Annotated in this window: 17 protein-coding genes and 1 riboswitch; of the genes, 8 read left to right on the top strand and 9 right to left on the bottom strand. The window is 48.2% G+C overall.

The genetic code is table 11. The features are described from left to right. Positions 1-153 precede the first annotated feature (153 nt). From HF638_RS26055 to HF638_RS26040, 4 genes are all read right to left on the bottom strand, one after another. Entirely contained in the window at positions 154-1,029 is an 876-nt protein-coding gene (locus HF638_RS26055; RefSeq protein WP_169482886.1) for a radical SAM/SPASM domain-containing protein, read from the bottom strand. A 140-nt stretch (positions 1,030-1,169) separates the two neighbouring features. Next, a complete protein-coding gene (locus HF638_RS26050; RefSeq protein ID WP_169482930.1) occupies positions 1,170-2,024 on the bottom strand; it encodes a carbohydrate ABC transporter permease in 855 nt (284 codons plus the stop codon). Positions 2,025-2,031: 7 nt separating this feature from the next. After that, the gene (locus HF638_RS26045) at positions 2,032-2,904 is read right to left on the bottom strand and encodes a carbohydrate ABC transporter permease (RefSeq protein ID WP_169482929.1); all 873 of its coding nucleotides are present in this window, start codon (positions 2,902-2,904) and stop codon (positions 2,032-2,034) included. 139 nt (positions 2,905-3,043) lie between these two features. Beyond that, a complete protein-coding gene (locus HF638_RS26040) occupies positions 3,044-4,363 on the bottom strand; it encodes an ABC transporter substrate-binding protein (protein WP_169482885.1) in 1,320 nt (439 codons plus the stop codon). 157 nt (positions 4,364-4,520) lie between these two features. On the opposite strand from HF638_RS26040, the gene HF638_RS26035 reads away from it, so the two are divergent. Beyond that, complete coding sequence (locus HF638_RS26035) at positions 4,521-5,429, top strand: AraC family transcriptional regulator (protein ID WP_169482884.1); 909 nt, start codon at positions 4,521-4,523, stop codon at positions 5,427-5,429. A 187-nt stretch (positions 5,430-5,616) separates the two neighbouring features. Here HF638_RS26035 and HF638_RS26030 read toward each other — a convergent pair whose 3' ends face one another. Both HF638_RS26030 and HF638_RS26025 read right to left on the bottom strand, forming a co-directional pair. Next, positions 5,617-9,588, bottom strand: coding sequence for a DUF5695 domain-containing protein (locus HF638_RS26030; protein ID WP_169482883.1), 3,972 nt, complete (start codon positions 9,586-9,588; stop codon positions 5,617-5,619). A gap of 87 nt (positions 9,589-9,675) precedes the next feature. After that, positions 9,676-11,667 carry a glycoside hydrolase family 127 protein gene (locus HF638_RS26025; protein WP_169482882.1) on the bottom strand — a complete coding sequence of 664 codons (1,992 nt, stop codon included), beginning with the start codon at positions 11,665-11,667 and terminating at the stop codon, positions 9,676-9,678. Positions 11,668-11,872: 205 nt separating this feature from the next. Then, positions 11,873-11,975: riboswitch (TPP riboswitch) on the top strand. A gap of 158 nt (positions 11,976-12,133) precedes the next feature. On the opposite strand from HF638_RS26025, the gene HF638_RS26020 reads away from it, so the two are divergent. The 7 genes from HF638_RS26020 (at position 12,134) to HF638_RS25990 (ending at position 18,813) form a co-directional block, all read left to right on the top strand. Further along, on the top strand, positions 12,134-12,901 hold the full coding sequence (locus HF638_RS26020) for an ABC transporter ATP-binding protein (protein WP_169482881.1): 768 nt from the start codon (positions 12,134-12,136) through the stop codon (positions 12,899-12,901). Then, positions 12,888-13,718, top strand: coding sequence for an ABC transporter permease (locus tag HF638_RS26015; RefSeq protein ID WP_248278278.1), 831 nt, complete (start codon positions 12,888-12,890; stop codon positions 13,716-13,718). Before HF638_RS26020 ends, HF638_RS26015 begins: the two co-directional genes overlap by 14 nt. Before the next feature lie 162 nt (positions 13,719-13,880). Continuing rightward, positions 13,881-14,954, top strand: a complete 1,074-nt coding sequence (locus HF638_RS26010) for an ABC transporter substrate-binding protein (RefSeq protein ID WP_169482880.1) — start codon at positions 13,881-13,883, stop codon at positions 14,952-14,954. Between the two features lie 506 nt (positions 14,955-15,460). Then, positions 15,461-16,273 (top strand): hydroxyethylthiazole kinase, encoded by an 813-nt coding sequence (thiM, locus tag HF638_RS26005; protein ID WP_169482879.1) that lies wholly within the window; start codon positions 15,461-15,463, stop codon positions 16,271-16,273. After that, entirely contained in the window at positions 16,270-17,082 is an 813-nt protein-coding gene (thiD, locus tag HF638_RS26000; protein ID WP_169482878.1) for a bifunctional hydroxymethylpyrimidine kinase/phosphomethylpyrimidine kinase, read from the top strand. Before thiM ends, thiD begins: the two co-directional genes overlap by 4 nt. Next, entirely contained in the window at positions 17,082-17,747 is a 666-nt protein-coding gene (gene thiE / locus HF638_RS25995; protein ID WP_169482877.1) for a thiamine phosphate synthase, read from the top strand. The genes thiD and thiE overlap by 1 nt, the downstream gene beginning before the upstream one ends. Before the next feature lie 322 nt (positions 17,748-18,069). After that, a complete protein-coding gene (locus HF638_RS25990; protein WP_169482876.1) occupies positions 18,070-18,813 on the top strand; it encodes a MerR family transcriptional regulator in 744 nt (247 codons plus the stop codon). 479 nt (positions 18,814-19,292) lie between these two features. Here the strand turns inward: HF638_RS25990 and HF638_RS25985 are convergent, their stop codons facing one another. The 3 genes from HF638_RS25985 to HF638_RS25975 form a co-directional block, all read right to left on the bottom strand. Further along, positions 19,293-19,775, bottom strand: a complete 483-nt coding sequence (locus HF638_RS25985; protein WP_348982159.1) for a hypothetical protein — start codon at positions 19,773-19,775, stop codon at positions 19,293-19,295. Between the two features lie 280 nt (positions 19,776-20,055). Continuing rightward, a complete protein-coding gene (locus HF638_RS25980; RefSeq protein ID WP_169482875.1) occupies positions 20,056-20,712 on the bottom strand; it encodes a deoxynucleoside kinase in 657 nt (218 codons plus the stop codon). Beyond that, complete coding sequence (locus HF638_RS25975; RefSeq protein WP_169482874.1) at positions 20,709-21,332, bottom strand: deoxynucleoside kinase; 624 nt, start codon at positions 21,330-21,332, stop codon at positions 20,709-20,711. Before HF638_RS25975 ends, HF638_RS25980 begins: the two co-directional genes overlap by 4 nt. Positions 21,333-21,572 lie beyond the last annotated feature (240 nt).

The raw sequence follows: 21,572 nt of genomic DNA, 5'->3' as shown, positions 1-21,572 counted from the left end.
TTCAGTATGCTTTGCGGTATAATGTCTACTTGTTATGTACCAATATCAACTTCGGATATGCTCTATTTACAGCCTCAATAACACAACAAAGACCACATCATCTGTTACAGACAACGTGATCTTATAGGAAAATAATTTAATTTACTATATATTCTAGGCTCCAAAACGCTGACGATACCCGCACTTCCTGCACAACTCTTCCACAGCTTCCCGCTTGGAGAAACCATACACCAGATTGTTCGCTCGCTCACCCTCAATAATCTCCGAGAATGATTTCTCGTGTACGTTACCGAGGTTAATGACACCCTCGCCATCGAGACAGCATGGAACCACCGTTCCATCCACAAGTACAGCTGCCTGACCGCGAAGTGCATGGCAAAAGCCTTTGCCGTCATCTTCGGGTGCATCCAGACTTGGCCACTGGAACTCATGATCCTGATTCAGGTATACATTCGGGGCAATTTTGACCCCGCTGCCTGGAACTACTTTTTCCTCAATGCGGAAGTCCAGATTGAATTCACGTTCCAGTAATTCAAGGGTCTCCCGATTTCGATTCATCTGAGCATTCGTGAAGTTATCCTGTGTCAGATTCCACAACCGGAATGAGATGATCACATTGTGCTTAACGGCCTCGTGTACAAAAGAGAGAATATTGCTCAGGTACCCGTCACGGTCGGTTGAACCTTCATGTCCATCGAAGCTGTGCAAGGAGAAATTCATCTGGCGCAGCGCCGGTTTGCCAAGCAATTTATGCTGAGTCTTGGGCAACAGTGTACCATTCGTTGTAATGTTCACCTTGAGTCCCTTCTCATGTGCGGAATCGAGCAGCAAATCTATTTTGGGATGCAACAAGGGTTCACCTTTGACATGTAAATAAATATGGTTGGTATGTGGTTTAACTTGATCCAGTATATTGTTGAAGACTTCAGGGTCAATGAATCCTTTGGCACGCTGTGTCTGCGGACAGAAGCTGCACGCCAGATTGCAGATACTCGTGATCTCAATATATACTTTTTTGAACGTTTTCAACTCGGGTCCCCATTCTGCTTCGGAGGGAGAACAATCCCGCCTGCATTTGTGATCCGGCCAATATGCGCCATCCCTATTATATCGGGTTCGTGAGCCGAGGTAAATTGTTGAACTGTTTACGGGTTTAAAGATTTATGCCATTATCCTTTGACCCCGCCAACCGTAAGTCCTGAGATAAAAAAGCGTTGGAAGAACAGGAATAGAATCAGAATAGGTACAATGGCGAGCACAGCTCCAGCGATTAGTTCTTCGTAATGATTGCCCAGTGGCGATACGAAAGACGCGAGTCCGATCGGCAAAGTGAATTGTTCTGTTGTCCGAAGCACCACGAGTGGCCAGAGAAAGTTATTCCAGCTGTTCATCGCCTGCAAGATAGCTATCGCCCCAAATGCAGGAGCCATCAACGGCACCATAATGCGGAAGAAGATCCCGAACTCCGTACAACCATCAATCCGCCCTGCATCCATAAAATCCTTCGGCAAACCTTGGGCAAACTGCCTGAAGAAGAAGATGGGCAAGGGTGCCACGATAAAAGGCAGAATAACGCCCCACACCGTATTGATCAGCTTCAATTTAATCGTCAGTTCATATAAGGGAAGCAGGATAATCTCCATCGGGATCATCATAACAACCAGCACCAGGGTAAAGATCAGATTCTGGCCCCTGAACCGATAGACCCCCAGCCCATATCCGACCATCGAGGAGAACAGCAGACTTAATACCGTGAATAATGCTGTGATGACAAGACTGTTTTTGTACCATATAAAATAGTTCCCTGCTGCTCCCGTTCCGGTGAAGATCGATTTGTAATTCTCGAAGCTCATTAATGCCCAATCCCATCGGACATTGAGTCCATATCGAAACAGTTCCGTAGCCGGTTTCAGCGAAGCGAGGATCAGTGCATATAGCGGAAACAGCATCAAGATACCCAAGATCACGAACAACATCAGTAAGAGCAGTGAAGCCACATTCAGTTTGATTCCCCATCTACGCATCAAGGCCTTAATCCTCCTTCCTGAACATGCCGAGCACCGTCAACTGAAGCATACTGATCACGAGTGTAATCACCAACAGCGTAATGCCAATTGCTGCACCGAATCCCAGATTGAAATACTGGAAACCTTGTTGGTAGATATACCCCACCATCGTTAACCCGATATTTTGCGGAGACGGTTTGCCTGCCCAGAGCATGTAACTCTCCGTGAACATGGCATATCCGCCATACAAAGTAATCGTCACCACATAGATCGTGATCGGTTTGAGCATCGGTACGGTAATCTTGGTGAATTTGTTCAGCACACCCGCTCCATCGATATCTGCCGCTTCATACAGATCCTTAGGGATGCTCTGCAATGCCGATAGAAAGTACAGCATATTAATACCGATCCAGCGCCAACCTGCCAGTACAACCAGTGCGACCATCGCAAGGGACGAACTGTACAACCATTGCTGGCTCGGAATACCCAGCAGGTTCAGGATGGAATTCATCAGCGCACCATCCAGCTCGCCGAAGATAAGCCGGAACACAACCCCCGCTACAACAACGGAGGTCAGTGCCGGAATAAACAGGGCCGATCGGAACACATTACGAGCCATCATGCGACTTGAATTGAGCAATACAGCAAGCACGAGTGGAATGGGAACCAACAAGAGTAGCGTCCAGAACGTGTAACGCGTGCTATTCCACAGTGCTGCCCGGAAATCGGCATTCCATAGCTTACTGTAATGCTCAAGCCCCACAAACTGTACGTCTCCGGGGAGCACCTGCTGGAAACTCATAACCCCGGCTCGAAATAACGGGTAGGCAAAGAAGATGAGAAAAGACAAAATGAACGGTAACACAAACAGATAAGGTGCCCATGTTCTGGCATTCATCCGTACTCTCCGCTGCCTGATGGCGCGTACAGAAACCGTTGTTTCCTTTTGCAGCTGCACTGTGGACCAACCTCCAACCTGGAATGAACCGTATACTCTGTATGAAAGAAATGTAATTGACGTTTAAGCCTTTCCTACCTCAACGGGTTAATTCAGCCTGCAAATCATTCAATACCTGTTCAGGATCTTTCAGATTAATGAAGATGTCTGGCATGGCTTTGTTACGTACGGCATCGAACACTTCAGGTGACTTCTCCCGAATGTTGACCGGAGCAATCTCATCTTTCACACTCAGCAGTGTATCGAAGATATCGTCCCCGAAATAATCCGTGTATTTATTCGATTTCTTCATCGCTGAATCAGTCCATACGTCGGTACGAATCGGGTCAAATCCAAGCTGTTTCCAGATCTGAAGATTACCTTCCTTGGATAATTTCGCATAAGCGAGGAACTGCTCCGCAAGCTCCACAGCACCAGACTGATTCGTAATGGACGTTGCTGTTCCACCCATACCCGCTGAACGGTTACCGCCCTCTTCCCATGCCGGCATCGGACGAATGATCATTTTCCCTTTTAGATACGGAATATGGTCCGTGAACCGATTCATGAACCAGAATGGCATAAATACCGCCGCCGAACTGCCTTGATCCATATAACCGAAGTATTCTTCCGTATCATGACCCGCCCCAGGAGCGACAGCTGCTACCCCTTCCTTGACCATCTGCTGGAAGAATTTCATCGTCTGCACATTCACAGGCGCATTCACCGTAACATTGCCGTCTGCATCCACCTGATCTGATTTCTGTTGACTGATGGCCGGCCACCAAGACCAGTTACCGTTACCCTCAAATGTAATCATCGGTTTGCCTGTCTTCGCGAGCACCTGTTTCCCTGCCTGTTCAAAATCACTCCAGGTCTTGATATCATCTGCATTCACACCCGCCTGATCCAAAATCTCCTGGTTGTAATACATGACGGTTGCACCGACATGATAATCGATACCGTAATATTTGCCTTCCTTGCTGTAGATCTCAACACGGGATTGTACAATGTTATTCAGTTCTGGCTTGATCATGTCTGTCAGATCCACCAGTTGCGGAACACCTTTCATGAAATTGGGGAATTTGCTCTGCTCAATATCTACCAGATCGGGTGCACCTACACCCGACTGTAATGCAAGCAGCAACTTCGTATGCATATCGTCGTATGGAATCGTAGTCGCTTCCAATTCAATCTGTTGATCCGGATGTTCCTGATTCCACTGCTCTGCCATACTTTCATAAAACTTCTGATGCGCATCTACAAACGTCCAGAAAACGAGTTTGGTCGCTCCCCCTTGTGCGTTTCCTCCGTTTTCCCCAGATGACCCATTGGACGCTTCCTTTGTCGTACTGCATCCACTCAAGACCGTCATCACCGCAAGAATACATACCCCTAACCAAACCAACATTTTCTTCATGTAAAATCCCCTTCCCAAGGTTGTGATATGAATCAGATGAAGGATAAAGCTAATTTCGTAAGCGCTTTATTTTCTATGTTACTTGCTGTATCATAAAAAATAAATGCTCGATGCCAACATGAATTTTAAATATTCCAACCTGTTCGGAGGTGCCGGATTGGACTCACCCATACTTCACTTCATCACCCCGCCCATTCCCTATTTTATCGATTGTGGACGTGCATATTACGAAGCTGGTGAATATCATATCAGCCGCAGTGACATTGGTGTATTTGATCTCATTGTCGTTACCCGTGGTTCTCTCGCTGTCAACGAGAATGGAACGGAATGGCGACTTCAGGAAGGAGACGCCTTGATTCTGATGCCTGATGGCCACCATTATGGCAGTGCTGCATGTGAAACGGAGACAGAATTGCTCTGGATTCATTTTCAGACCTATGGCAGTTGGAAAGAATCCAGCGATATGGATGAGTGTCTGGCGAATCAGGCTCAGCTCATTGATACACATAAGAAAAGTGCATATCTGAATCACTGCGATGTATGTTCCATCTTCATTCCGAAACATATGCGAATTTCACCCAAGGAAATGGAGATGCTGGAACACTTTTCACAGCTTGATCAGGAGCCACAGTCCATGCGAAACTGGAAACGACAGGCGAGCTTTCAGCATTTCATGCAGCATCTGGATCGTGGACTATCCTCCCTGTCCGATGTAACGGCCATTCGCATCGCCGAGAAGATTGAATTATATATCCGCCATAACTACTCACTTCCGATCTCCAATCCATTGTTGCAAAAGGAACTGAACTATCACCCGAACTATCTGGCCCGAAGTATGTTGAAGGTCTACGGCATGACACCCATGGAATATTTGCTACACTTCAGACTCGAACAGGCCAAAAAGCTGCTGCTGCAAACCGCCTGGTCCGTTGCTCGCATTGCCGAGGAGATCGGCTTCAACCATGTATCCTACTTTTCTTCCTGCTTCTCCAAAAAAGAAGGCATCTCACCCTCCAACTTCCGTAACAAATTTACCGGTACCGAATACAAACCCAAGTCGCTATAAGTCTGTCCAAATTGATATAGCAAAAAAGCGCCCGATACGTCGAGATCACGTTGCTCTGCAACGCATATCTTCGAACAAACCGGGCGCTTCATGTGTAATCCGTAATAATGCGCTGTATTATTGGATGTCAAATATGGGATGCTGCCTAGTACCTGTTATGTTACATACGGTTAACGGCTACATCCATTCAACTTTCACCTGCCACTGTCTCCTCTCCCGTTGCAGCAATGATCGTCACGTTCGCTTGCGCCTTCAGTTCCGTACCCTCCACGGCTCCTTCAACCACGAACGTGCCTACCACTGCTAATTGCTCAGCCGTTATCTCATTCCAAACCACCGCAACGTCCTTTGTTGCACCATCGCTGTACGTCACAGCAACAACGACAGGTAAGGTTGGTATTTCACCTACCACAGCCGTCACATCCACACTTCCCACTTCACTAACGCTCAGCTGAGCTGTATTCTCTTCACTCAGATCCGGCAGTACAACGGCTTCGTCCTCCCCATTCAGAGCCAGCGAAGTACTGGATGCAAGGGTTGCCACTTCGGCTGCGCTCAATGCACGGCTATAGATGCGGAAATCATCAATGAGCCCGTTAAAATACGGATCAGGGTATTGCGATTTGCCAATATAGTTATTCTTGGTCTGACCGAGACTGGACGGTTTCAACGTCATATTGTTATTCCGCCCGACTTCCACACCATCCACGTAGATGATTCCGGTGTTGCCTGTCAATGTAACGGTCACATGTTTCCACACGCCTACCGGGAGACCCGGTACATTAATCGTTTGCTCCTGGCCTGCGGCATTACCTCCTGTGGTGATGGCAAATCTCATATTACTCCCCACCTTCGGTGTCAGGAACATGTAGGTTCCCGTCCCCGTACCAAAATCGAAAATGCGGGTAAAATCACTGAGTGAGTTCGCCTTCACCCAGGTTGCAATCGTGATAGAATCCGCCATGTTGACAATACCTTCAGGTAATTGCACATAACCGTCCGTACCGGACAGACTAATGGCACGATTCTTTTTACCTGTTACCCAGGATGTTGTACCTTTGGCAGTCGCATGGTTGCCACTACCAGAAGAATCCGCGGCAGCCGTTCCTGTGTTCTCATCAAAATTGTACTGTGCCATCTTCTCCGGAAGTGGCGGTGCGGCATTCACCGTCACTTGCACCGTGTCATTTGCCGATAATATCGAATCATTAGCCGTTAAACGGAATGTATACACGCCCGCAATAGAAACGGTTGCCTGCGTATACGCTGAATTTGGCGATGCAAAAGAGACCTGTGCTCCTGCTGGTCCATTTACCAAACTCCATCCCAATGTTAACTGACCACTCGGCAGTCCATCATCGATAACCGTTCCCTGAAGACGGATCTTGTCAGGCAACGTGATGGAAGAATCCGTTCCTGCATCAACCGTTGGAGCCGCGTTGGCATCCGGCGTCGTAGGCGTAAGCTCCACGGTGTAAGATGCTGCTGTACCTGCATCTACCTTCAAGGTGTTCACCGGTTGATAGGCATTGAATTTGCCTTTCACCTGACCGTCCACCTTGATCAGATATGTGCCGGTTTTCAGACCTTGGAACGTAATGGACGTCTGGTGTGGCTGGCCTGGTGTCAGATTCTTCATATCCAGCCAGACATAATCCTTCGCTACAGCCAGTTTGGCCCCTGTGTACTGGTCTTTGTTCAGTTCAATGTACATCTTTTCAGTAATCAGATTAAGCCGCTTGAACAATCCATCCAGTGGCGTGATGTTATATTGTCCATTCGTAAGCGTGACATCTGCACCGTACCCTGTTAGTCCGAAGATCGGGTCCACCGCAATATCTGCACTCAATGTCTGCAATGCACCGAACAGGCCCAGGTCTGCTTCACCTGTCATCCCGCGCCAGCCATTCAATAACGGTACATTGGCTCCACCGCCAGTTCCATTCGTACCATAGTTGCCTTTCTCGGCCTGATACGTCCAGGAAGCTGCACCAAAATTGTCCGGGTCAGCACTAATCTGTCCCGAGTTAATGGCCCCTACGTTAGCGATCTTAGCGGCGTAGGACAAGCGTTGTTGTTCTTCCCGCTTGGTTCCCTCATGGAACCGAATCCAGTCATCCATGGCGTATCCGGCCAGAGAGGTTGTGTACTGGAAGTTAAACCAATTCTCCCCGGTAATCGTTACCGGGTCCGTGTAGTAATACCACACCGGCATGTGTCCACGGGAAGCACGGGTTTTGAGATTGATTTTGCCCATAATCTCCAATGCTCTACTCTGCTCTGTTACTTGATCCGAATGCAGCTTCGCTAGCGTGTATACAGCTTCCTCGCCTGTGTTGTCATAGCTATACTCCGAACCATAAGGATAAGTCGTATTCTTGAAATTCCCGTATTTCGTTCTCATTTTCGTGATAATATCGTTCGCCTCAGTGTCATATCCTTCTTTTTTCAAAGCCTGAATGATATCCGGAGTCGTCAATTCTCCCATCAGCCCGGTGTTCCAGTTGTAGGCGACAGGCCCTTCGTAGAGGGCTTTGAAAATGTTATAAGCGCGCAGCAGATAGATTTCTTTGTCATGCTTGTAAGTAACAAGATCAGGGTATAAATCCGCAATTTTATACATGCTGAAGTATGTGTTATACACATGTGGATAAGCATATCCACGGTAGGTTGGTGTTGTATTCGGCTCTGGCATCAGAAAGTCGTGAATCAGATAATCTTCATGATGTCCATTCATCAGATTGGTCCAGATCGCTGTTTCCAGATAATCGTCCACGGCCCGAATTTCCCGGGCAACGGGTGTTAGCGTGTTCTTTTCAGCCAAAAACTGTCCATGCGTCAGTCCCCAGTCATCTCCCCAACCCCAGTAGCCGTTGAATACATTGCGCTTGGACTTGGTATTCATCATCCAGTCATCAAACACTTTGTCCCGGATATCTCCCGGCAGGTTCCACTGGGTTTTATCCACCATAAAGGTCGAATGATCCTGCAACGCTTTGTCGACGGGATCAATGGCGTAGAATTGCAGCACCGTTTTTTTGCCACCATCATACTCCACAGTCACGTTATTGGGTCCTAGCTGGCTGAACTGTAATTCATAGATTTTATGATCGCCAGGCTTGCTTTCCTTTAACGGTACAACCGTTCCATTCGCATATTGCACTTTGGTGATGGTCTTGGACGTACGCAGATCCACCTTCGCTTTCTGATTGGTCGGCACGATCATGCCTGGAACTACGGTTACATCAATAAGTCCCGCGTTATACAGTGCATTCTTCGCTGCATGTTCGTCCGCAACAGCCAGGAACTTGAATCCGTACGTCTTCGACTGGCCTGCTTCCAGAACCAGGCTCGTATTCGGCAGATATCCCCGGTTGGTGGATTTGATCACGTTGGAATGAATATAGAAGACGTTCAGCCCTTCAATCCATTTGCCTTCATTTGCCGGATTCCAGGCCCACTTGCTACCCGGATGTTCCTCATTACGCCAACGATCCTGGTACTCAAATCCTGCTCCCGTCGTTGCATCTGGAATCAGCATCAGATAAGAACCAATGCCGCTTGGACGGCTGGCCGTAATATAGGAGCTGTTATTACCAACAAACGAGTGTGTAACAACCCGTGTCTCATAGATCGCATCACCGTAGGTCCACTGTTCATTGAATGGCAAGGGCAGACCCAAATCGCCAATCTCCAGCTTCTGGCCGCTCGTATTCTGCACTTCAATCTTCCACAGAATGGAGCCATCCGTCTGGGTGGTATAGGTCTCGATCACTTTGAAATTGCGAATCCCCTGGGCATTCGATGCATTGGCATACGTCACCGTCACCTGATTACCGGAATTCGTGATAGTCCGACCATCTGCCGACAGATTGGTCCAGGCTTTGGTCCACGCCCCACCATTCAATCGGTACGTGAACATCAGTTCACCAAGCCACTGGTGGTCTGCTGTATTTTGTTCTGGCGCAACGGTTGCATTCATAACGTATTCCGTCGGAAAAGCATCGCCTTTGATCTTAATGGAAGAGATTTCTCCATGACTTCCCGTCTGAAGAATAAGCTTGTCGGTGGACAACTCGTGGGCATACGTTTGATCCGTAGCAAATACAAGCGCAGCCGCCAGGGATAACACTGCGGTCAACATCATTTTAAACCTCATGAACTTGGCCTCCTCTTATGGATTCATCGTTAACGTTCACAGGCAGGTACACGACTTATAACCGTTCTTCATTTTGCCGTCTTAACTTCAGCCCCTCTGAATCACCTCCTCTCCGTCTTGTTGTTGTCCCTCCCCGTCCCACTCCCGAACCCAGACACTCATCTCTCCCTCTTCCCGATTGGCCCAGGTAAAATAGGGAACGAATCGCAGCGTCACGGCCTGAAATTCCCGTTTCACATCACTGCGGTATAATTGCATCGCACCATTCTCATGCGAGACGATTCTCCTTGCCTCTACGGTAAGATGAGGAACACCCAGCACATTCACTCCCCCACCACTGTTCACCTCAAAATCCGCTGATGCTGGTAACTGAATACGATATAATCCTGCACCGTTATCCATTTCTTCAAGGCAGTACATGAAGGGTCCTCGCTGAATGGCAACTTTACCAAACGTATCTCGGATGTGATCATGTCCTCTCATGCGTAATACCTCCATGGGAAACCGTAACCTGATCTCATCTCCGGCTTGCCAGCATCGTTGTACTTTCATGTAACCGCATTCAATTATGGTGTTGTCTACATCTGCCTTTTCTCCGTTAATCCACAACTCCGGAGATACACACCAATCCGGTTTTCGTAATGCCATTGTGAATCCTGTTTCCTCCGTGGAAACAGACTCAATCCGAATGACCGCTTCTCCGTTGGAGGTATAGGTCGAGGTCATGTTGACGGAAAAGTCCGTACCATTCAGCGTAAACGCCGCTTCGCCGCCGATGTATAACTGCACATACAGTGTCGATGCAGCCTCATCGGTTGTATACACATATTGATCCAGTGAAGCCAGCAACCTTGCGATATTAGGTGGGCAGCAGGCACAACCGAACCAGCCCTGCCGACGTGTCCGCACATGTGCATAATTGGGATTGACCTTGTGCAGCTCCGGATCGGCTTCGAGCGGATTCACATAGAAGAAACGTTGTCCATCCAATGACATACCACTGATCACGGTATTGTACAGTGCTCGCTCTAACACATCCGCATACTTGCTATCCGGCTTGATCTGAAACATGCGTTTTGCCCAAAAAATCAATCCAATCGACGCACAAGTCTCCGCATATGCGGTATCTCCCGGCAGGTCGTAATCCCCTGTGAATGCCTCTTCTCTCGCGGATGAACCGATGCTGCCGGTAATGTACATTCTCTTGTTGACCGTATTGTTCCATAATCGTTCACACGCTTCTTTCAGCGACTCATCGCCCGTCTCTGCCGCTACGTCTGCCACTGCAGCACACATGTATACCAATCGAACCGCATGGCCTTCGGCTGTATTCTGCGCTCGAATCGGAAGGTGAGACTGAGAGTAGGCATGACGGTGAACCATATCCAGCTCTCCAAAATGCACCGTACGCTCCCGCTTCTCCCACTCCTCCACAAAATAGTGTGGACTGCTCCCCCGCTGCTCCAGAAAATAACGGCTCAGATTAAGATAGCTCTCTTCCCCTGTGATCTGATACAGCTTGAACAGGGCCAGCTCAACCTCCTGATGCCCATCATAGCCGGGCAGTTGTCCCGGTTCTGTACCGAATACCGTTCCAATGTGATCGGCCAGACGAATGACCACGTCCAGCAGATTACGCTTACCCGTTGCCTCATAATAAGCAACACCCGCTTCGATCATATGACCTGCACAGTACAGCTCGTGGCATTCCGCGAGATTCGTCCAGCGTGCTCCCGGTTCCTTTAGTGTGAAGTAGGTATTCAAGTAACCGTCAGCTTGTTGAGCCTTAGCAATGGTCTCGATGACCCTATCCACAATGCGTTCCAGTTCCAGATCTGGTTGGGTTGCAAGCAGGTATGACGCAGCTTCGATCCACTTGGCTACATCACTGTCCTGAAATACCATGCCATAGTGCTCTCCCTCTTCTTCACCCGCAGCAATGCGAAAATTACGGATGGCCCGGCTGGGTTCAGCCCCCTCGATGCGATCATTTAGCGCCTCCCATTGATAGGGGACAACCACGGTCCGCACCAGATCAACATAATGGGACCAGAATGGATCTTTTATTTTATTTCTCATTGGAACCTCTCCTTGTTCTATTCAATATCCTCATTTTACAAATCATTACAGGTCGATGAAATCATCATTTCCAACTGAAATTTGTATGATTACAACCTCACTCTCAGGATCTGACTCCACGCTCATCTCAAGAAATCCATCATGCTGCCTCTTTACAGTTCATGTTCAAGTGATATATGCTGAACACACAACTGCATATCTTGAACTTTTGCACTAGGGGAGCCCTGCGGCTGAGACGAATATGACTATTCGGACCCTTTGAACCTGATCTGGATCATACCAGCGGAGGGAAGTGGAGCGGCCTTTTAGTAAGCGGAATTTTTTCATGTATGTGAAGATAAATTGCGGATTTAACTTACAGACCCACTCATTTCTCCGGAAATGGGTGGGTCTTTTTTGTTTCTTTTGCAGAGTACAGGATGCCGTTGTTATTCCAGCAGTCTGGCATTAAGGGGGTGAGGATCAGATGACCAACCATGTAACCATTGAGAACGTTAGCTTCGCTTTTCCCGGAAAAAAGGATTCACCCATACTCGCCAATGTGTCGCTTCAGGTTCAACAAGGCGAATTTGTCTCGCTCATCGGCTCTAGCGGATCAGGTAAAAGCACGCTATTCAAGCTGCTTGCAGGCTTGCATGAGCCCACCATCGGCACCATCGATATAGCTGATGTACCGCAAGGACAACGGCTCGGACGAGTCGCCTATATGCCGCAGAAAGATCTGCTGTTATCCTGGCGTACCGTCATGGAGAACTGCATGCTGCATGCCGAGCTTGCACGAGGCCGACAGGACAATGAGAAACTACGAGCCGATATCATCGCAGGATTGGCAAGGTTCGGCTTGTCCGGTTATGAGCAGACCTATCCGGATGAGTTATCCGGCGGCATGCGGCAGCGGGTTTCACTGCTGCGTACCTTGCTTACAGGCGGGCAGCTCATGTTGCTGGATGAACCCTTCGGTGCACTCGACGCTTTAACCAAACGAGAAATGCATCGCTGGTTGTTGGAGCTGTGGGAGGACTTTGGACAAACCGTGCTGTTCATTACACATGACATTGAAGAAGCCCTGCTGTTAAGTGATCGTATCATTCTGTTAACTCCGGGTGGACAAGGTCAGCAGTTGAGGGAAACGACGGTTCCTTTGCCACGCCCAAGGCATTCGGACATGATCTACGAACCGACTCTCGTGCAGATGAGACGACAACTGGAGGAACAATTGCATGCAAAGCGATAGAGCTGAGGTTAGAGTCTGGACGTGGTGTTCGAAGTGGATCTCGAAGTCCTTTTCCCAATATGGTTTGTTTATTCTGCTCATGCTCTCTTTACTGGCGATCTGGGAAACGATTGTGCGTATGGGATGGGTGCCCTCCTTCATCATTCCTGCACCCACGGCCATTGCAAGCTCACTAATTGAGCATCGTCGTCTGCTGCTGACCATACATCTGCCTGCTACCTTTATGGAGGTTCTTGTTGGTTTTGGCTTGTCCATAGTGACCGGAATTATGCTAGCGACAGGCATGCATATGAACCGATCGATTGAAAAGGCCTTGTATCCCTTCATTGTGATCAGTCAGACCATCCCGCTGATTGCCTTGTCCCCCGTATTTATCTTGTGGTTTGGTTACACGTTGTGGAGCAAAGTCGCGGTGGTATTCTTAATCGCATTCTTCCCCATTGTGGTCAGTACCTATGATGGGCTCCGCCAAGGTGATCCGGAGCAGCGTGAACTGCTGCTCACCATGGGCGCCAGCAAGTGGGATATTTTTCGCAAACTCCAGGTTCCGCTGGCACTCCCTTCTTTTTTCTCGGGGCTAAAGATGTCTGTGGTGTACTGCGTGGTGGGTGCAACGATTGGCGAATGGCTCGGTGGCAGCAAAGGTCTCGGGTACTTCAGCCGCCGCATGTCCAGCAACATGAACACGGATGCGATGTTTGCCGCTATTGTACTGTTATCCCTGCTGGGTATCGTTTTGTTTGTACTGATTGCCTGGCTGGAGAAGCGGTTTAGCATACGGCGTCATCGTCATGGAGGCAAAAGAAAAGTTGAATGATCTTCGAAAGAAACTTGATTTAAGTATAGGAATTACGGTTTCTAAAACATACTTATGTACAATTTCAGCAGCAAACTTTAATCAGTACATTGTTACATTGTCCGTTAACATGCTGCTGTCCATTTTCTACAAATTAAAACGATGAAATGAGGAACTTCAATTATGAACACCAAGCGCATATACTCCCTGCTTCCCATCATGCTCATAAGCCTGTTGCTGGTCATTAGCGGATGCAGCACCACAGACACTAGCCAAAATACGCCAACAACAGATTCAGCATCCAATGCACAGCAAAAAAATTCGTCTGTAACTGATCCAGAATCAGACACCAAAGATAAACTGTCCATCATGCTCGACTGGTACCCGAATGCAGTACACTCCTTCATCTATGTTGCTCAGGAAAAAGGATACTTTGCAGACCAAGGTCTGGATGTTGAAATTCAGATGCCTGCGGATACCAATGATTCACTCAAACTTGTTGCTGCCGGAAAAATTGATCTGGCCCTAAGCTACCAGCCCCAAATTTTGCTAGCTCGTGGGGAGAACATTCCTGTACGTTCCATTGCTGCTGTTGTTCGGCACCCACTTGTGCATCTGCTGACCGAAGCGAATGGCAGCGTGAGTTCACCTAAAGATCTTGAAGGAAAAACTGTCGGCTATTCCTCCATTCCTCTGTACGAAGCGATGGTACGTACGATGATCAGCCACGATGGCGGCAATCCCGACAACATGAATCTGGTCGACGTTGGGTTCGATCTGATTCCTTCGCTGGCTTCCGGACAGGCGGATGCAATTATGGGTGGTTTTATTAACCATGAACAATTGATTTTGGAGAAAGAAGGACATGCCATGAAATCAATTAACCCCGTCGAGTATGGTGTGCCTGATTATTATGAATTGGTTCTGACCGCGAGTGAAGCTGGCATTGAAGCAAAAAAAGATCAGCTTACCCGGTTCGTCAAAGCGATCCAGGAAGGACAGAAATATGTAACGGAGCATCCAGAAGAAGCCTTGAGTATTCTGCTCGCTCATGAGAATGAAACATCACCGCTTGACCCGGAGATCGAAACCAAAAGCCTGGCTATTTTACTGCCACTCATGAATGAACAAGATCAACCGTTTGGCCGGCAGGAAATGGAATCGTGGGAAAATGTACGTACATGGCTCGTTGAAAAGGATTTGATTCCTGAATCGGTGAAAGCCGAGGATGCTTTTATTACTCTGCAAGGAGAGTAAGTAAAGGCGTGCAAAGGCAATCAAGACAAAGTGACTGAAGTTCCTTACATTTCAAAAGGAGGACCTGACAGCCAAATAAGACGTCCTGTGTTCTTAAGAAACATCGTCTGACCAGTCGTGCCCCAATCAGTTGGGTATCGACCAGCCTGGACTTCTTCAAGACACTGGTTGGATGCTAACATCCATTACATTATCTCTTGCCTGAGTTTGGAGAAATTCACTCTGTTCACTTTCTGTATTTTGTATCGTTTCGTTTTTTACTGTTTCGCTAGATATCGATCAGAATGATTCAATTTGTCCATATCCAGTTCCAACAATCCATTTTTAGTGAGTTATGAAATTGATTTAGATTTTACGTTTCTGCTTTTCCCGCATTACTGCATCTGGCTGTTGTTAGACTCTGCGCCCTTAACTCAACAAGGAGACTCATATCCTATTATCTGCTGAGTGACCCTTCATACTGCTCTTCTACCGATGGGGTTACTTCATAACAAGGAGGAAATTATATGTCTTATCTGGAACGTGTTCGTATGCAAAATCCGCTGGTACACAATATCACCAACCTTGTCGTGGCTCCCTTCACAGCCAATGGCCTGCTTGCACTAGGTGCGTCCCCTTTTATGGCCTATGCTCATGAAGAGGTCGCTGATGTCGCCAAGATGTCAGGAGCTGTAGTACTCAACATTGGTACTCTCGATGACAAAGTCGTTCAGGCGATCCGTCTGGCAGGCCAATCGGCTAATGCGCATCATGTGCATGTGGTGCTTGATCCGGTTGGAGCTGGCGCAACCACATATCGCACGGAAACCGTGCAGATGCTCGTTCGTGAACTTCGTCTCACAGTACTGCGCGGCAATGTGGCGGAGGTCGCTAATGTCATCGGTGAGAGTTGGAGTATCAAAGGTGTGGATGCAGGATCAGGTGAGGGCGACCGAATCGGCATTGCGGAGCGGGCAGCACAACAACTTGGCTGTGTCGTGGTCATTACCGGAAAAGAAGATATCATTACTGATGGACAATCCACATTCCTCACGAGTAATGGTCATGCCCTGCTCACTCAGGTCACAGGTGCTGGCTGTCTACTCAGTTCGGTGATTGGTGCTTTTACAGCCATAGCGGAATCAGGAGCCGATCTTCTAGGCAGTGTTGTTGAAGCGCTCGCGTTTTATGGTGTAGCAGCTGAACTGGCGGCAGAGCGGACAACTCATCAGGGGCCGGGCAGCTTCCAGATTGAATTGTTGAATCAACTGGCACAAGTAACACCCGACCTCTTGGCAGAACGCTCACAGATCTGTCAGATCCGTGGAGGTGCAGTATGAGTATTGCTCAAGCGCTAACCATTGCAGGCTCCGATAACGGGGGCGGCGCAGGAATTCAGGCCGATCTGAAAACATTCCAAGAACTTGGGGTATACGGCATGACCGTTATCACCGCTATTGCTGCCCAAAATACAACAGGTGTGCAGGGCGTTTTTCCTATCCCTTACGATGGCATTGCCCAGCAATTGGACTCGACCGGCGAAGACTTTCAACCAACCGCTACGAAGACCGGCATGTTATATAGTGCCGAGATTATTCGTCTAGTGGCTGAGAAATGGCAGCAATACCGTTGGTCAAATCTGGTCATCGACCCTGTGATGGTAGCCAAAGGTGGCGCCCCCCTTCTCCAGCAGGAAGCTGTACAGGCGCTGGTTACGGAGCTGTTGCCCCATGCCCTGATCACAACACCCAATATTCCGGAAGCGGAACTGCTTACCGGGATGTCTATCACCAATCTGAGCCAGCGGGAAGAAGCTGCAAGACGGATTGTACAGATGGGCTCAACGTATGCTTTGGTCAAAGGTGGTCATGATGAAGGAAGTGGCATGATCGTGGATGTGCTCTACGATGGACAGTCTTTTCATTATCTGGAGAATGTTCGTGTGGTAACACGTCATACGCACGGAACAGGTTGTACATACTCTGCTGCGATCACCGCAGAGTTAGCCAAGGGTTCACCTGTTCTGGCTGCCGTTACGACCGCGCGAGCATTCATTCAGGCAGCCATCGAAGATGAGCTGGGGATTGGGGCCGGACATGGGCCAACTAATCATTTTGCGTATCAGCGCAGACAGCGGGGTGAGCAGTAATGCGCCCTTGGGATGCAGAAGCGGTACGACGCGCGATGCAGGTGTATTTGGTGATGGGCAGCGTCAATATAACGCAAGACCCTGTGGAAGTGCTGCGCCAAGCCATTGCTGGCGGCATCACGCTGTTCCAGTTCCGGGAAAAGGGAACTGGCGCCCTGGTTGGCGAAGCTCGCATCAAGCTTGCGATGCGGCTTCGCGAGGTATGCAGCCAGCACGGGGTCCCGTTCATCGTGAACGATGATGTGGAGCTGGCTGTAGCGGTGGAGGCCGACGGCGTGCATGTCGGCCAGGATGATGCGGACGCGGCACTAGTACGCGCCCGCATTGGAGATGGGCGGATGCTTGGCGTATCCGCCCACTCCGTGGATGAGGCGCGCCGTGCCGTGCAGGCGGGCGCCGACTACCTTGGCGTCGGGCCCATGTACCCGACGCGCTCCAAAGCGGATGCCCACGCTGTGCTGGGCCCCGCAGGGGTAGCGGAACTGCGCGCCGCAGGCATCGCAGTTCCGATTGTGGGTATCGGCGGCATTACGCCCGATACCACGGCCGCCGTGATGGCGGCTGGAGCAGACGGCGTAGCCGTCATCTCCGCCATCGCGGGCGCGGCCGACGTGCGCGCAGCGGCTGCGCAGTTCGCTGCGGCAGTGCGTGGGGTGCAGGCGTAGCCATGCTTCCCTGCACTGCCAGCCCCGTGGGCTGCACCGATTACATGGTGCGGCCCATAAACGCTCGCTCTCCTCTCCATAACAGAGGAGCCTCTCCCCTGCGGCGCGGCAGTCTATGTCTTCGACTCAGAAGCGCATCCGCTCCCTACAGTGACTGAATGATACAATAATTTCATCATATCTATTCACACCTATTCACATCCAGTCATCAATCCATAATCAAGATGCAGCCTTCATGCTCGCATCTTGTTTTTTTATTTTCAACTGTTGACTCTCACGTAACGTGACACTGTACAATCGATGTTGTAAGGAGGTTTCTCACATGGCTATGAAAGTAAAAGAAGTTGCCGAACTCGCCTCGATCAGTGTGCGCACACTGCATCACTATGATGAGATCAGACTATTAACCCCGGACGAAGTGACTTCTGCCGGGTATCGATTATATTCAGATGCCAACCTGGAACGGTTGCAGCAGATATTATTTTTCAAGGAACTCGACTTCTCTCTGAAGGAGATCAAAAACATTATAACCAACCCCTCCTTCAATCCAGAAGAAGCACTAAACATGCATCGACTTATTTTATTGGAGAAGCGACAACACTTGGACCAAATGATTGCTACCATCGATAGAACGGTTTTACACGTGAGAGGAGAGATTAAAATGACAGCCAAAGAACAATTCGAAGGATTTGATTTTAGCCAAAATCCATTTGAACAGGAAGCGCGGGAGCGCTGGGGAGACCATGCCGTCGATCAGGCAAACCAGAAGCTGAACAGTAAATTAAACACAGAGCACAAGGCTCTATCCGGACAAATGAACGAAATCTACAAACGTCTGGCCGTACTTCGTCACACAGAACCAGCATCTGCCGAGGCACAGGCCGCTATTCAAGAATGGTTCACCTTGCTGAACCAGATGGGAAGCTACTCACCTGAAGCCTTCAGAGGACTAGGTCAGATGTACGTGGACGATAAACGCTTCACACACAATATTGACCAGTTTGGCGATGGTTTGGCAGTATTTATGAGAGATGCCATGGCTATATTTGCTGATCAAAACAAATAATTTAGACTTGTCTTCAACCACACACAGTATTATTCGACGCTCATTGCCGTCAGATGTGCACTGTAAAGAATAGTCTGGAACTTAGACCTCAATCTGCAGTGGTAAAAGTAATCTCTTGTCATCAGCTTCATTCGCTGTAAATAACATCAGGGCATTCGAAGCTTCCTCCTGTGGTGACCTTCCTTCGTGTAATTAACCTTATGAAAGTGCTTAATATATACTAGGGCTATGTTTTAAATAAATTGAATCGATCCGAGTTACTACAGCCGTTATGAGCGATATCCACCTACTGCCCAGTAGATACACAAAAGGGACGTCCGCTCTCTCAAGCGTCACGTCCCTTTTGTGTCTTCAAGTAATCCAGCCGCAATGTGAACAAGCCTAACTGCTGCTCACTCTGAGTACTTTATGAATATCTTTTAAAGTAGATTGCTCTTACTACGTTTTTCATTTGCTGCCATCGTCCACCGTCTATCCCATTAAGCTCTTGGCGCGTGATCCGATGAAGATGCATCCGTAGCTAAACTGGTTCTCGCCATCCGCCCAGGAATCTGCCATGCAGACACAATCGCAAGCACGATGAATAACAAATCAATCGGTTGGCTGAAATACTCCTGGAAGGTTTCCACAAACGCACTGATCATCTCGCTATCAAACACAAGTTCCATCACGCTTACATCACCAAACAGTTCGGAAGTAAAATAAACCACCGTCAGATATTTCCCCAACAAAATGCCGACGAGCGCAAAAAGTACGGCAATGACTTTATGTACCGTCGCAATTCGTTTGTTCGAGAACAACACGACCGCGTAGCCTGTGAGCGCTCCAATTAAAATCGCAATTAGTCCTACCTCATACTCGGTCATTGCAGCAATAGCTGCCCATACGATGCCTCCCAGAATGGCTGCAATTAAGCCACCAATGATCGGCATCCCGATTTTAATTCCTTGTTTCTCTTCCACGTTGTCTTTCCCTCCTGAGTCATGCATATGCTTTTTTTCCAGAATTCACCTTTCCTATGAAACCACAAAAAGACCTATTATTCAACAATTTTCTACTTTTCGTGATGATGTATTCATTATGATAGATTAGATATATTAGGTGTATATTTCCATATCCGCTCAGATAAACGATTATATATTTGTCTACAGACATCCCTAATTACCTCCGTACATAAAAAACATCCCTTCCAGCAGCCTAATAGCCGTGAAAGGGATGTTTGGCGTTTCTTGCATCTTATACTTATATTTGCGCTTCCTTGGAAGGCTGAATGACAGCTGAAATCTGTGCCAAAATGGCATCCACCGATGCTGGATCATGAACATCATACTCATCAATGTTCAAACGTAGCACAGGGCAGGCCGTAAACTGATTAATCCATACCGAATAGCGTTCATGCATGTGCTCCCAGTACGAACGATCCGTTTGAATTTCCATCTCGCGTCCGCGTTCCGTAATGCGGCTCAAAATCGATGGCAGACTGCCTTCCAGATAAATCAGTACATCCGGATGTGGGAAATAAGGTGTCATCACCATCGCTTCAAACAAACTGCTGTATGTTTCAAAATCGGTAGCAGACATGGTTCCTTGATCCGCATGCATCTGTGCAAATATGCCTGTATCTTCATAGATGGAACGATCTTGTACGAAGCCGCCACCCAGTTCAAAAATCTTCTTTTGTTCCTTGAAGCGCTCTGCCAGGAAATAAATCTGCAAATGAAAGCTCCAACGCTCGAAGTCATGATAGAACTTCTCCAAATAAGGATTGTGATCCACTTGCTCCAGAGAGGTCTTGAAATTCAAACGCTGTGCAAGTGCAGCGGTTAACGTGGATTTGCCCACCCCAACCGTACCCGCTACTGTAATTAATGCATTCGCTGGAATGCCATAGTTATTCATATGATATACTCCTTTACCTGATTAACAATCTGCCTGAAGTGCTCAGGATGTTCCACAAAATCAAGTTGCTCCGCATTGACCTTAATGATTACTGGCGGATTCGAGCTATTCGCCAGATAGTCCATGCCTGTTTTGTAATCGACGATCAGTTGTTCCATATATGCTGGGTCCATGTCCTGCTCAAATGAACGCCCACGCTTGTTAATGCGATACATCAACGTATCGAGTTCAGCTTCAATATAGAGAACCAGATTGGGCTTCGGCAGATCATCCGTTAACAGATGATAGATTTGACGGTATTTATCCCGCTTCGTTCCCTTCAAGGTACGATCGGCAAAAATCATATTTTTATAGATATGATAGTCTGAAATGACTGGGGTATTCTGCTCTACATAATGAGCGCCCGTGTCTTCCAGTTGTTTAAACCGATTACACAGAAAAAACATTTCCAATTGGAAACTCCACTCGTCGATATCCTGATAAAAGGAAGCCAGAAATGGATTCTCTTCTACGATTTCTTTAACCAGCGGAAGGTTCAATTCTTGGGAAAGCATCGTTGCCAACGTTGTTTTCCCCGCTCCGATCGGACCTTCCACGGCAATAAACGGGGCTGATTTCATCGTGTTCACTGTTCCTCCTCGTACTTATGCGTGTTTCCGTTTTCTATATAGACCTCACCTATTGTATCACAGCTTTAAGGATTGGAACGCCAGTATTTTATGTATAAAACAAGTCAAATCGGAACGAACAATATATAAAATAAAAAAGACACACTCGATATCATCAAGTGTGTCTTTATATTGCTTGGCGGCGTCCTACTCTCCCAGGACCCTGCGGTCCAAGTACCATCGGCGCTAGAG

Source organism: Paenibacillus sp. SZ31 (assembly GCF_012912005.1).
Classification (GTDB): Bacteria; Bacillota; Bacilli; order Paenibacillales; family Paenibacillaceae; genus Paenibacillus.
Note: the sequence above shows the minus strand (reverse complement) of the source record. Positions and strands in the feature narration are given on the sequence as shown.